At 61.7% G+C, this 12,937-nt stretch carries 10 protein-coding genes; 6 read left to right on the top strand and 4 right to left on the bottom strand.

Annotated elements, in window-relative coordinates; translation table 11 throughout:
- Positions 1-121: 121 nt before the first annotated feature.
- From QZ460_RS08085 to QZ460_RS08070, 4 genes are all read left to right on the top strand, one after another.
- Positions 122-2,383 carry a DUF349 domain-containing protein gene (locus QZ460_RS08085; RefSeq protein WP_290541068.1) on the top strand — a complete coding sequence of 754 codons (2,262 nt, stop codon included), beginning with the start codon at positions 122-124 and terminating at the stop codon, positions 2,381-2,383.
- Positions 2,384-2,534: 151 nt separating this feature from the next.
- A complete protein-coding gene (locus QZ460_RS08080) occupies positions 2,535-4,154 on the top strand; it encodes a CTP synthase (RefSeq protein WP_290541067.1) in 1,620 nt (539 codons plus the stop codon).
- Between the two features lie 36 nt (positions 4,155-4,190).
- Entirely contained in the window at positions 4,191-6,137 is a 1,947-nt protein-coding gene (yidC, locus tag QZ460_RS08075; RefSeq protein WP_290541066.1) for a membrane protein insertase YidC, read from the top strand.
- A gap of 101 nt (positions 6,138-6,238) precedes the next feature.
- Entirely contained in the window at positions 6,239-7,093 is an 855-nt protein-coding gene (locus QZ460_RS08070; RefSeq protein WP_290541065.1) for a hypothetical protein, read from the top strand.
- Between the two features lie 81 nt (positions 7,094-7,174).
- Here the strand turns inward: QZ460_RS08070 and QZ460_RS08065 are convergent, their stop codons facing one another.
- From QZ460_RS08065 to QZ460_RS08050, 4 genes are all read right to left on the bottom strand, one after another.
- Entirely contained in the window at positions 7,175-8,020 is an 846-nt protein-coding gene (locus QZ460_RS08065) for an alpha/beta hydrolase family protein (protein ID WP_290541064.1), read from the bottom strand.
- A 185-nt stretch (positions 8,021-8,205) separates the two neighbouring features.
- A complete protein-coding gene (locus QZ460_RS08060) occupies positions 8,206-9,402 on the bottom strand; it encodes a class I SAM-dependent rRNA methyltransferase (protein WP_290541101.1) in 1,197 nt (398 codons plus the stop codon).
- Positions 9,402-10,010 carry a 3'-5' exonuclease gene (locus QZ460_RS08055; RefSeq protein ID WP_290541063.1) on the bottom strand — a complete coding sequence of 203 codons (609 nt, stop codon included), beginning with the start codon at positions 10,008-10,010 and terminating at the stop codon, positions 9,402-9,404. The genes QZ460_RS08060 and QZ460_RS08055 overlap by 1 nt, the downstream gene beginning before the upstream one ends.
- 59 nt (positions 10,011-10,069) lie before the next feature.
- Complete coding sequence (locus tag QZ460_RS08050) at positions 10,070-12,073, bottom strand: ATP-dependent DNA helicase RecQ (RefSeq protein WP_290541062.1); 2,004 nt, start codon at positions 12,071-12,073, stop codon at positions 10,070-10,072.
- A gap of 119 nt (positions 12,074-12,192) precedes the next feature.
- Here QZ460_RS08050 and QZ460_RS08045 point away from each other — a divergent pair, with 119 nt between their 5' ends.
- Both QZ460_RS08045 and QZ460_RS08040 read left to right on the top strand, forming a co-directional pair.
- Positions 12,193-12,465, top strand: coding sequence for a PqqD family protein (locus tag QZ460_RS08045; RefSeq protein WP_290541061.1), 273 nt, complete (start codon positions 12,193-12,195; stop codon positions 12,463-12,465).
- On the top strand, positions 12,466-12,891 hold the full coding sequence (locus QZ460_RS08040) for a hypothetical protein (RefSeq protein WP_290541060.1): 426 nt from the start codon (positions 12,466-12,468) through the stop codon (positions 12,889-12,891).
- The last annotated feature ends 46 nt before the right edge of the window (positions 12,892-12,937 follow it).

The raw sequence follows: 12,937 nt of genomic DNA, 5'->3' as shown, positions 1-12,937 counted from the left end.
CTCCCGGAGGGCGGCGCGGTTGCATGTTTTGACGAAATCTTTTCGGCGTTCCGCATAAAATGGTTATATTTGCGAGATTTATATGCTCCCGCATATGCGGGAACCAAAAACGTGTACTGAAATGGCTACTGAAAAACCGACACTTCCTGCTCCCGAGCAGCGAGTCAGCCCTGCGGCTGAAGATAAGCAAGCGAATTCTGCCGTGACTGCCCGAGTTCCTGAACCCGAAATGCCCGCTGCCGAACCGGATGCGGAGGCGTCCGCTGCTGCGGAAGAACCTGTTGCGGAGGTTGCGGATGCGTCCGCGGAATCGGCCGTGACGCAGGAGCCCGCCGCCGAAGCGTCTGTCGAAGCGTCTGCCGGAGTTGCCGAAGTGTCTGCCGGTGCGGAGCAGTCCGCTGCAGGGATGTCTGCGGAGGAGCCCGTCGGGGAGCCGATCCCCGGGGAGGAGGCTGCACCTCGTGCCAAGCGTGCCCGGATCAAGCCGGCCGCCGAGTCGGTGCCGGCCGAAGCGGAGGATGAGGAGGCACCCCGGGACATGGCGGTGGACTTTGCCGATGAGGAGGCTGCACTCGTGGCGCAGCATGCCGGGCTGGAGATCGAGGACGCGACGCCCGAGGAGGAGGCCGCGGAGGAACTCGCCGCGCAGAAGCCCGAGGCGGACAAGTTCGCCGGGAAGAGCAAGGAGGAGTTGGTGGCCCTGTTCGCGCGGATGCTCGAGGAGCAGCCCGTGCAGTCGATCCGCCGGGATGTGGAGGCTTTGAAGATCGCCTTTTACCGCATCCGCCGCACCGAGGTCGAGGCTGCACGCCGCCGCTTCATCGAGGAGGGCGGCGCCGAGGAGAATTTCGCTCCTTCGGTAGACGGCGCCGAGACGCAGCTCAAGGAGCTGTTCAAGGAGTACCGCCACCGCCGCGACGTGTTCATCGCCAATCTCGAAGCCGAGAAGGAGGCGAATCTCAAGGTCAAGCAGGCGATCATCGAGGAGCTCAAGGAGCTGGTCGATTCGGACGAGACGCTCAACCATACGTTCAACAAGTTCCGCGAATTGCAGCAGCGCTGGAAGGATACCGGCATCGTGCCGCAGCAGCATGTTAAGGATTTGTGGGAGACCTACAACCTGCATGTCGAGAATTTTTACAGCTTCATCAAGATAAACAAGGAGTTGCGCGACCTCGATCTGAAGAAGAACTACGAGCAGAAGGTGGCCCTCTGCGAGCAGGCCGAGGCGCTGGTGCTGGAGCCTTCTGTCGTCGAGGCGTTCCACAAGCTGCAAAAACTCCACGACGAGTGGCGCGAGACGGGTCCCGTAGCCAACGAGTACAAGGAGGTGCTCTGGGAGCGTTTCAAGGCCGCGTCGAGCCGCATCAACAAGCAGCATCAGGAGTATTTCGAAGCCCTGAAGAACGAGCAGGTGAAGAACCTCGAACTCAAGACCGGCTTGTGTGTCGCCACGGAGGAACTCTCGGCCCAGCCGCTCACCACCCGCAAGGAGTGGAACCGGGCGAGCGACCGCCTGCTGGAGATTCAGAAGACCTGGAAGACCATCGGTTTCGCGCCGAAGAAAGACAACAACCGCATCTACGAACGTTTCCGCACGGCGTGCGACCGGTTCTTCGAGGCCAAGCGGCTGTTCTATGCCGGAATGAAGACCGAGATGGAGCACAACCTCCAGTTGAAGGTCGAGATCTGCGAGGCCGCCGAGTCGCTGATGAACAGCGAGGAGTGGAAGAAGGCCACCGACGAGCTGATCGCCCTGCAGGCCCGCTGGAAGCAGATCGGTGCCGTGTCGCGGCGCCATTCGGACGCCATTTGGAAGCGTTTCCGCCATGCCTGCGACAAGTTCTTCGAGCGCAAGGCGGCACACTTCGCGAGCGTCGACGGCGAGCACGAGGAGAACCTGCGGAAGAAACTCGCCCTGCTGGAAGAGATGGCTGCGGCCGACGTGAAGGCCGGAGGCTATGAGGTGATCCGCGAATTCCAGCGCCGCTGGGGTGAGATCGGTTTTGTGCCCATCAGACAGAAGGATGCCATCCAGAAAAAATACAAGGCCGCCGTGGACGGGCTCTTCGACACGCTGCGCGGCTCGGAGCGCGACCGTTCGATGGGCCGCTTCCGCGAGAAACTCTCGTCGATCAAGGCTTCGGGCGACCGCCGGCTGCGTTCGGAACGCGAGCGCCTCTACAACAAGGTGCGTCAGCTGGAGCAGGAGATCGGGCTGCTGGAGAACAACATCGGCTTCTTTGCCAAGTCGAAGAATGCCGAGGCCCTGGTGGCCGACGTGCGTGCCAAGATCAACCGCGCCCGCGAGGAGATGGCCGCGACGATCGAGAAGGTGAAGCTGATCGACAGGCAGGAGCAGGACGAAAACAGCAACGCCTGACGATCGGATCGCCCGGTCGCTCCGGAGGACGGGCCGCGGCGCAAGGGCGCGCAGCCGGGCCCAAGCCGTCCCCCGGGTCACAGCCGCCGAGGCGGATGTGGCGGAAAAAGCCCTGAACGGTGTTACAACGAAATTTATAAATAGAACAGTAATGAAACTTTCCAAACCCAAGTACATATTCGTAACGGGCGGCGTGGCCTCGTCGCTCGGTAAGGGTATTATTTCGGCTTCGATCGCCCGCCTGCTGCAGGCCCGCGGTTACTCGGTGACCATTCAGAAACTCGACCCCTACATCAACGTGGATCCCGGAACGCTCAATCCCTATGAGCACGGAGAGTGCTACGTCACCGAGGACGGCGCCGAAACGGACCTCGACCTGGGACACTACGAGCGCTTCACGAACCAGCCCACGTCGAAGGCCAATAACGTCACGACGGGCCGTATCTACAAGAGCGTCATCGAGAAGGAGCGCAAGGGCGAGTACCTGGGCAAGACCGTGCAGGTCATTCCCCACATCACCGACGAGATCAAACGCCGCATTCAGCTGCTGGGGCAGACCAAGAAATACGACGTGATCATTACGGAGATCGGCGGCACGGTGGGTGACATCGAGTCGCAGCCCTTCATCGAGTCGGTGCGCCAGCTGCGCTACTCGCTGGGGTATCGGAATACGGCGCTGGTACATCTGACGCTGATCCCCTACATGGCCGCTTCGGGCGAGTTGAAGACAAAGCCCACGCAGCACTCGGTGAAGGCCCTGCTGGAGAACGGTCTTCAGCCCGAGATTCTCGTGCTGCGCGCCGACCATCCGCTGTCGGCGGCCCTCAAGCGCAAGGTGGCCCTGTTCTGCAACGTCGACGCCAATGCCGTGATGGAGTCGATCGACGTGCCGACGATCTACGAAGTGCCGCTGAAAATGCACGAACAGCATCTGGACGAGGTCGTGCTGGACAAACTGGAACTCCCGGCCGACAAGGAGCCGGACATGGCCGCCTGGAGCGCATTCGTCGAGAAGGTGAAGCACCCCTCGAAGAAGATCGAGATCGCGCTGGTCGGCAAGTATACCGAGCTGCCCGACGCCTACAAGTCGATCTGCGAATCGTTCATCCACGCCGGGGCGGTCAACGACTGTAAGGTCAAGTTGCACTATGTCAATTCGGAGAAGATCACCCGCGAGAGTGTGGCTGCGCTGCTGGGCAAGATGTCCGGCATCCTGGTGGCCCCGGGCTTCGGCAACCGTGGCATCGAGGGGAAGATCGAGGCCGTGCGCTTCGCCCGCGAGAACAACATTCCCTTCCTGGGCATCTGTCTGGGCATGCAGTGTGCGGTGATCGAGTTCGCGCGTCACGTGCTGGGGCTGGCCGATGCCAATTCGAGCGAGATGGAGCAGACGCCGCATCCGGTCATCGACCTGATGGAGGAGCAGAAGGGGGTTACGGCCAAAGGCGGCACGATGCGTCTGGGGGCCTATCCCTGTGTGCTGAAAAAGGGATCGAAGACCGCTGCCGCCTACGGCAAACTCAACATTTCGGAGCGCCACCGCCACCGCTACGAGTTCAACAGCGACTATCTGGAGCAGTTCGAGGCGGCCGGGATGAAGGCCGTGGGTGTGAATCCCGACACGAACCTGGTCGAGGTCGTCGAGATCGAGAACCATCCCTGGTTCGTCGGTACGCAGTACCATCCCGAATACAAGAGCACCGTATTGAGCCCCTCGCCGCTGTTCGTAGCCTTTGTGAAGGCCGCACTGGCGTATGCGGAGACGAAGTAATCATCTTCTGAAAAGATAAAAAAGCAAGACAGTTTAATGGATAAAAAATCAATCATCGGCATTGCCATCGTAGCGGTTCTTTTTCTGGGATTCGCCTACTTCAACAGCAAGCAGCAGAAAGAGTATCTCGACCAGAAAGCCGCATACGAGGCCTATGTCGATTCGGTAGCCGCAGCGGCTCGGGCGACGGCTCCCGCGGTCGATTCGCTGGTGTCGGCCAACGGCCTGCAGGCCGCAGTGACGGCAGCCGAGGCTGCGGCGGCGGTACGCGAGCGCCAGGTGGAGACGCTGGGCGAGTCGCTGACGGCGGCCCGCGAGGCCGAGGCCGAAGAATTCGTCGTGGAGAACGACGTGATAGCGGTGCTCTTCTCCACCCGAGGCGGCCAGATCAAGGGCGTTACGCTGAAGGATTATACCCAATACGGACCGCGCGGAAAACGAGACCGGAAGATCGAGATGATGGACCCGGCCACGGCGCGTTTCGGACTTTCGTTCTACCTGAAGAAGGGGCTGAAGAACGTGCCGGTCAACACGCTGGATTATGTGTTCACGCCCCAGCCCGTGGTCGGGGAGGCGGACGGTGCCAAGAGTGTCGTGATGCGTCTTCCGGTCGCGGAGGGGGCCTATCTGGAATATCGTTACCTGATCTATGATACGCAGGCGCCCGAGCGGGACTATCTGGTCGACTTCGACGTGCGGATGGTGAACATGGCCCCGGAGATGGCCAACCAGACGCAGATTCTGATCGACTGGGCGAACACCACCTTCCAGAACGAGAAGGGATTCCAGAACGAGAACATGTACACCACGCTCTCGTACCGATTCCCCGACGAATCGTCGATCGAGGAGCTGGGCATGAGCGAGGGCGCCAAGTCGAAGAACATCACCACGCAGGTCAACTGGGTGGCTTTCAAGCAGCAGTTCTTCTCGTCGGTGTTCATCGCTCCGGACAACGTGGCCTATGCCAACCTGGCCTTCGACACGGCGGCTCCCGAGTCGACGCTGCTCAAGACCTTCACGGCTCAGATGGGACTGCCCTATACGCCGCAGACCGAGGGATATAACTTCGCATTCTATTTCGGTCCCAACAAGTACTCGATCCTTAAGAAGGTCGACGAGCCGAGCGGTACGGACATCTATCTGGAGCGGCTCGTGCCGCTGGGATGGGGCATCTTCGGATGGGTCAACCGCTGGTGTGTGATTCCGGTTTTCGACTTCCTGCGTAACTACATCGGCAGCTTCGGCATCATCATCTTCATCCTGGTGCTCCTCGTGAAGCTGGTGATCTCGCCGCTGACCTACAAGAGCTACGTCTCGATGGCCAAGATGCGTCTGGTCAAACCTCAGGTCGACGAACTGGCGAAGAAGTATCCCAAGCCGGAGGATGCCATGAAAAAGCAGCAGGCGATGATGGAACTCTACAAGAAGGTCGGCATCAACCCCATGGGCGGCTGTATTCCGCTGCTGATTCAGATGCCGATCCTGATCGCCATGTTCCGCTTCTTCCCCGCCTCGATCGAGCTGCGCGAGCAGCCCTTCCTGTGGGCCGACGACCTCTCGTCGTATGACAGTGTGCTGAATCTGCCCTTCTCGATCCCCTTCTACGGCGATCACGTTTCGCTGTTCGCCCTGCTGATGGCCCTGTCGATGTTCGGATACTCCTGGTTCAACTACCAGCAGACGGCTTCGTCGCAGCCCCAGATGGCCGGCATGAAGTTCATGATGGTCTACATGATGCCGATCATGATGCTTTTCTGGTTCAACAGCTATTCGAGCGGTCTCTGCTACTACTACCTGCTGTCGAACCTCTTCACCATCGGGCAGACGCTCGTCATCCGACGCATGGTCGACGACAACAAGATCCACGCGATCATGCAGGCGAACGCCGCGAAGAAGTCGAAAGGCAAGAAATCGAAATTCCAGCAGCGCTACGAAGAGCTGATGCGTCAGCAGGAGGCGCGGCAGAACGCGAAGAGAAAATAGGCGGAACACCCACCGCTTTGAACTCGGGGCGGAGCGGATTCCGGATTGGGAACGCTCCGGCCCCTTTTTTGTTTGGGAAGCGTATGAAAAACGATATCGTGATGAAACGAATTTTGATGCTGGCGCTTTTGCTGGCGGCAGGAATGCCGCTCGGGGCGCAGGAGTTGGGGTCGGAGTACCGACTGAAACGTGTGATTCCCGTCGAGGGACGGCAGGGGGTGGCCGCCGATTCGGCCTGCTACTACGTCTCGGGGAGCACGGCGCTCTACAAGTACGACAAGCAGGGGCGGCTGGTGGCCAAAAACGAACAGCCGTTCGAGGGGCTGCCCCTGGAGGCCAACCACATCGGCGACATCGACGTGTGGGACGGGGAGATTTACGCCGGGATCGAATCCTTCAACGACGGCCGCGGGGAGAATATCCAGGTGGCGGTCTATGATGCCAACACGTTGAAGTGGAAACGTTCGATCGACTGGGAACCTTCGTCGGGGCAGGTCGAGGTGTGCGGGTTGGCAGTGGACCGCGACGGCGACATGATCTGGATGGCCGACTGGGTCGACGGACGCTATGTCTACGGCTACAACCGGAAGACGGGGCAGTATGTCCGCAAGGTCCACCTGCGTCCCGTGCCCCAGTGGCAGCAGGGGATTTTCATGGTCGGCGGACGCATGTTGATCGCTGCGGACGACGGGGATGCCGACCTCGATGAACCGGACAACCTCTACGTCGCGGATCTGCGCGACGGAAAATCCTATGCCACGGTGCTGCCGTTCCGTTCGATGGACGATTTCCGCCGTCCGGGCGAAATCGAGGGGCTGGCCGTGGATCCTGCGACGGGCGAACTGCTGGTGCTGGCCAACCGCGGGGCGCGGATCGTGCTGGGCATGCCCCGGGGCTTCTACCCGGGCTATGACGGCGAGGTGCACGAAGTCTACGTCTTCGAGAAGGTGAAGTAAAATTCGGAAAGGAGAAAAAGATGTGTCCAATTGGAAAATTGGACACATCTTTTTTTTGAGGGGAGGGTGGGGCTGGCGCGGCTATTTGCCGAATCCGGTCGAAACGAATGTCAGAGCATCGGGCAGCACTGTCTGCCAGTAGCGCCAGGTGTGGCCGCCGTCGCGCATGCGGTATTGCAGGGGAATGTTGCGCTCGCGCAGGAGCGTGTAGAAGGCGACGTTGCACTTCCAGAGGAAATCGTCGTCGCCGCAGTCGACCCACCAGCGGACCGAGCGCACGCCGTCGAGCTGCTGGTCGCTCATTCGGCGCAGCAACTCGACGGGCGAGTTCTCCGCGACGGATTGACGGAAGGTGTTGTCGTTGCTTCGGCTGCCGGGAAAGGTGTCCAGCAGGCCGCTCATCGAGCAGGCCGAGCCGAACAGCTCGGGGTGGCGCAGGGCGTAGACCGCCGTGCCGCCGCCGCCCATCGACAACCCCGCAATGGCGCGGTGTGCCTTGTCGGAGACAATGCGGTAGTGCTTTTCGACGGCGGGCAGGAACTCCTCGAAGAAGAAGCGCTCGTAGGCCCAGCCCGGAATGTCGAAATAGCCCATGTGCTTGTCCGTGAGGTCCGGACCTTCGCCCGAGGCGTCGGGCATGACGACGATCATCGGGCGGGCCATGCCTGCGGCGATGGCTTCGTCGGCAATGCGGCGCAGGTCGCCTTTCCGGGTCCAGTCGGTGTGGCAGCCGCTGGCGCCGTGCAGCAGGTAGAGCACGGGGTAGGACTCCGGTGTGTTGTCGTAGCCGTCGGGCAGGTAGACCGTGCAACTCTTTTCGGCTCCGAGGATCGCACTCGCGAAGGTGTATGTTTCGGTGCGGCTCTGCGCGCCGGACGTCAGCACTGCGGCGAGTGCAAACAGGGTGGTAATGAGCGGTTTTTTCATCGTGGGTTCAGTTAGGTCCACCCCTTGGGGGGGAGGAGGGGATTGGCGGTTTCAAAGATTCGGATCCGCAGGCGCAGGCGCAGGCGCAGGCGGCGACGAATGGCGGCGGATGGCGGCAGTGAACGGCGACAACAGCGATATTGGCAAACGGCGGCGGTATCGGGTAGTGTCGCCTGCGCCCCGGCTTATTCCACGTACAGTACCAGCCCCTTGAGGTATTCGCCTTCGGGGTGGTAGATGTTGATCGGGTGGTCGGCGGGCTGGGTCAGCTGGTGCAGGATGCGCACCTTGCGGCCCGCGATGGCGGCGGCGGAGAAAACTGTCGTGCGGAACAGCTCCTTCGACACGGCCTGTGAGCAGGAGAATGTGAAGAGGATGCCTCCGGGGCGGATCTGCGACAAGGCACGGGCATTGAGCCGCTTGTAGCCCTGCATGGCATTGCCCAGCACCTTGTGGTGTTTGGCGAAGGCCGGCGGGTCGAGGATGATCAGGTCGTATTTGTCGCCGATCTCCTTCAGGTAGTCCACCGCATCGGCCGCGACCTCCGTGTGGGGGGCCTTGTCGCCGAAGTTGAGCTGCATGTTCTCCGTGGCCAGAGCCACGGCCCGTTCGGAGGAGTCCACCGAGCAGACCTCGGCGGCACCGCCCGAGAGGGCGTAGACCGAGAATCCGCCCGTGTAGCAGAAGGTATTGAGCACGGTGCGGCCCTTGGCATAGCGTTTGACCAGCTGGCGGTTTTCGCGCTGGTCGAGGAAGAAGCCCGTTTTCTGCCCCTTCTCCCAGTTGACGTAGAACTGTTCGCCGTTTTCCAGAACGATGTGCGACGCATGGTCCGAGGTTCCCCACAGGTAGCCGTCGACGGCTCCGAGGCTGGCCTTGAAGGGGAGCGTCTGCGAGGATTTGTCGTAGATGGCCGTCAGGTGTGTGCCGTAGACCGTGCGCAGCGCCTCGGCGATCAGCATCCGTGCGTGGTACATGCCCACCGAGTGGCACTGGATGACGGCAACCGGGCCGTAGATGTCGACGACGAGACCCGGCAGCGAATCGCCTTCGCCGTGGATCAGTCGATAGCAGGTCGTCGCGGGGTTGTCCGTCAGGCCGAGTGTGCGGCGCACGTCGTGGGCAATGGCGATTCGGCGGTTCCACCACGTCTGGTCGATCGTCTCGCGCTCGAACGAGAGCACACGCACGGCGATCGACCCCACCTGATAGTGGCCCTGGGCCATGAATTCGCCTTGACGCGTGTAGACCTCGACGAGCGTCCCTTCGGCGAAATCGGACTCCTCCTCGGCTTTGATGTGATCGATGGCGCCCGAGAAAATCCACGGGTGGCGGCGCAGAAGCGATTCCTCCTTGCCTTTGCGCAGGTAAATTTGCGGTATCATTTGCGGATCGTTTTTTTCGGTGTACGGAGCAGTTTCCGGTAAATGCACGTGCAGACCCATGCGTCGGTAGCGGCGTAGAGCTGCTGTTTGTCGGTGAGCGTCGTTGCCTCCCAGTTGCTCAGACGCTGGGCTTTCGAGACGCGCTGACCCAGCACGATGGCCGAGAGTTTGCGCAGGCTCTTTTCCGCGATGCCCCACTCGGGGGCGATGACCTGAAGGTCGACGAAGCCCCCGTCGCGGAAGTGGCGGATCTGGCGCAGCGAGCGCAGGTCGCCCGTCACGTCGGCGCCGATCTTGAGCACCCGCTTGTCTTCGAGCAGCTGCAGGATGGGCTTGGCCAGCGGAATCTTGTTGAGCCGGAACAGGTAGCAGACCGTCGGCGTGGAGAGTTGCAGCAGCGACACGCGGAACGTGACGCCCGGGCGGAACGAGGGACGCGTCTCGGTGTCGAAGCCGATGACGGGCTGCTCGGCGAGCGTTTTGCAGGCCGCCTCGATGTCGCGTTCGTGTTCGACGATGCGGATCTCCCCCCGGAACTCTACGGCCGGGAGCAGGGCGGTCTGCTCGTTGCTGATTTTATCGATGAAATTGTTTACTGTGGTCATGCGGTGAAAATTCCCACAAATTTAGGTATTTATTTTCAGAAAAGAGGCTCTTCGGGGTGCTATTTTGCCTCGTCGGGGCTGGCGGACGTGTTGCAGAGCGCGATGCATCCGTCGGCGCAGGTGCGGACCGTGCCCTCGGCGAGCAGTTCGCGCACCGTTTCGGCCAGGCGCTCGGGCGGGCAGGCCAGTTCGTCGGAGAGCCGGTGCGGGTCGGCCGGGGAGCAGGCCAGGCGTGTCCGAATTTTTTTGCGCAGGGAGATTGCGGCGCCGGGTGCATCGCCCGATGCTCCGGGATTCGGGCTCCCGGATGCCGGTCCGGCCGCCCGGGCGGCGGCTTTCGCAGCCCTTCTGCGGGCCAGGCAGATGTCGCAGACTCCGCACGGCGCGGGGTTCTCCTCGCCGAAATAGCGCTCCAGCGCGGCACTGCGGCACTCCTGCTCGTTGGTTGCGTAGGCGATCATCTGTTCGAAGCGTTCGCGCATCAGCTCCTGTCGCCGCTTGTAGGTCTCGGGGGCGATGTAGAGGTCGGCGCGCGGGAGGCGTTCCTCGTTCATGAAGAGGATCGGCGAGCGGTTCGAGGGGATATAGCGGATCACGCGCAGCTGCCAGAGCCGTTTGAGCAGCTCCTTGACCCGCTCGACGGTGTAGCCGCTCCAGGTGGCCAGTTCACCCTCGTTGATGGGGCGGAATTCGGTGAAGACCCCGTTGTAGAGCCGCAGCAGGGTGCGGATGAAGTGGTCGAGTTCGTCGCGCTGCACGCGGAGTTTGTACAGTTCGTCGCGGCTGACGCAGAACATCACCCGCGCGGGGTTCTCCTGTGCGTCGGTGAGGGACATGTAGCCGTTCTGCTGGAGCAGCTTCAGGGCGCTCGTGACGGTCCCCGAATAGAGGTGCTCGCGGGCGCAGAAGTCGTGGAGGTTGAACAGAAACGACGCTTCGCCGCCGTCGCCGATGCCGATTTGCAGGTAGGAACAGATCCGTTCGTAGATCTCCTTGATCTTGTCCAGCGGCGGGAACTCCTGCTCGAAGCGCCGCGCGATGCGGTCGCTGTCGTCCGAAGCCACGAGCAGCAGGGCATAGGCCCGCTGTCCGTCGCGGCCCGCGCGGCCCGCCTCCTGGTAGTAGCTTTCGAGCGAGTCGCACATCGAATAGTGGACCACGAAGCGCACGTCGGGTTTGTCGATGCCCATGCCGAAGGCGTTGGTGGCCACCATCACGCGAGTCTTGCCCGAGAGCCACTTCTCCTGGCGCAGCGACCGCTCGGCGTGACCCAGTCCGCCGTGGTAGGCAGCGGCCGGGATGCCCTCCTGACGCAGGAAGTCGGCGATCTGCTCGGTACCCTCCCGGGTGCGGACGTAGACGATGCCCGTGCCGGGGACGTTGCGGACCAGGCGCAGCAGCTGTCCGTTCTTGTCGTCGGTGCGGCGGACGCTGTACGAGAGGTTGGGACGCGCGAAACTGCTGCGCAGAATGTGCGGTTCGGGGAATTTCAGGTGGCGCATGATGTCGTCGGCCACAGGGTGTGTGGCCGAGGCCGTGAGCGCCAGCACGGGGACGCCGGGGAGCTTTTCGCGCAGCTCGGCGATGCGCAGGTACGAGGGTCGGAAGTCGTAGCCCCACTGCGAGATACAGTGCGCCTCGTCGACGGCGATCAGCGAGACGTTCATGCGCACGACACGCAGACGGAACGCCTCGGTCGCCAGCCGCTCGGGGGCCACGTAGAGGAATTTCACGTCGCCGTAGGTGCAGTTGTCCAGTGCGATGTCGATCTGACGCGGCGAAAGACCCGAATGGATGGCGACGGCCGGGACTCCCCGTGCCCGGAGGTGGTCGACCTGGTCCTTCATCAGGGCGATGAGTGGCGTGACGACGATGCACAACCCCTCGCGGCTAAGGGTCGGGACCTGATAGGTGAGCGACTTCCCGCCGCCTGTGGGCATCAGCGCCAGTGTGTCGCGCCCCTCCAGGGTGGAGCGGATGATCTCCAGCTGCACGGGACGGAATTCCGTGAAGCCCCAGTAGCGTTTCAGTGTGTCGTATATCCTGTCCGGTTCGGGATTCATGATACAAAGGTATAAAAAAGAGCGCACGGAGGCAAGAGCCGCTTGCGGGCCGTTTTCGGGAAAAATTAGGCGGTTTGGAGAATTTTTTATACTTTTGCAAAAATCAGAACGTTCGACGAATGAAGTTACGCGAAGATTTCAAAGTTCGGGAGATGGCCGGCGGGCATGTGATCGTGCTGCCGGGCGGCGGAGAGACCGCTGACGGGACACGCGTCGTGTCGCTCAATCTTTCGTCGCTGTATCTGTGGGAGAAGCTGCGGGAACGCGAATTTACGGTTGCGGATGTCGCGCTGCTGCTCACTGAACGTTACGAGGTCGATGCCGAAACGGCCCGCAAGGATGCCGGGCGTTGGATTGCCGACCTCTCCGCATGTGGAATCGTGGAAGAGTAGATGAAATTGAAAAGGTCCATATCGCTGCTGCTGTTTGCCGTCTATCTTTTAGCGACGGCCGGGGCGGCTTTGGCGTCGCTGACGTGCAAGTGCGTGGCCATGAGGGCCCGCACGGAGCATGTCTGCTGCTGCCATTGCCTCCATGTGGCGGACCTTCCGGCTCCGGCGGACGGGGAGATGCGCGCACCCTGCTGCGGCAACCGCCATTCGACCGAAATCGGACTCTACATCTCCACCTTTTCCGACAACAACGAACGCTATACCCGTTGCGTCGTCATCGACCTGCCGTCCGCATTGGCCGCAGAGTGTCCGTGCCCCGCGCATGTACCTCTTCTGCGTGAGGCGGTTGCCGAGAGGCGCACGCCTTTCATCCGGAAGACCACGGTACTCCCCGTCGGCTTCCGAGGTCCTCCCGTATTGGCTTAAGACTCTTTTTCGGGACCGGTGTCGTGTGTACATCGGTCTGTAATCG

The organism is Alistipes sp., from assembly GCF_020026455.1.
GTDB lineage: Bacteria > Bacteroidota > Bacteroidia > Bacteroidales > Rikenellaceae > Alistipes.
The sequence above is the reverse complement of the archived record's forward strand: the minus strand, read 5'-3'. Positions and strand labels throughout refer to the sequence as shown.

What these genes read in the sequence shown, in the direction of transcription:
- QZ460_RS08055 (WP_290541063.1), bottom strand. Translation starts at nt 10,010, where the DNA reads ATGACCACAGTAAACAATTTCATCGATAAAATCAGCAACGAGCAGACC.
- QZ460_RS08080 (WP_290541067.1), top strand. Translation starts at nt 2,535, where the DNA reads ATGAAACTTTCCAAACCCAAGTACATATTCGTAACGGGCGGCGTGGCC.
- QZ460_RS08045 (WP_290541061.1), top strand. Translation starts at nt 12,193, where the DNA reads ATGAAGTTACGCGAAGATTTCAAAGTTCGGGAGATGGCCGGCGGGCAT.
- QZ460_RS08050 (WP_290541062.1), bottom strand. Translation starts at nt 12,073, where the DNA reads ATGAATCCCGAACCGGACAGGATATACGACACACTGAAACGCTACTGG.
- QZ460_RS08085 (WP_290541068.1), top strand. Translation starts at nt 122, where the DNA reads ATGGCTACTGAAAAACCGACACTTCCTGCTCCCGAGCAGCGAGTCAGC.
- QZ460_RS08040 (WP_290541060.1), top strand. Translation starts at nt 12,466, where the DNA reads ATGAAATTGAAAAGGTCCATATCGCTGCTGCTGTTTGCCGTCTATCTT.
- QZ460_RS08070 (WP_290541065.1), top strand. Translation starts at nt 6,239, where the DNA reads ATGAAACGAATTTTGATGCTGGCGCTTTTGCTGGCGGCAGGAATGCCG.
- yidC (WP_290541066.1), top strand. Translation starts at nt 4,191, where the DNA reads ATGGATAAAAAATCAATCATCGGCATTGCCATCGTAGCGGTTCTTTTT.
- QZ460_RS08065 (WP_290541064.1), bottom strand. Translation starts at nt 8,020, where the DNA reads ATGAAAAAACCGCTCATTACCACCCTGTTTGCACTCGCCGCAGTGCTG.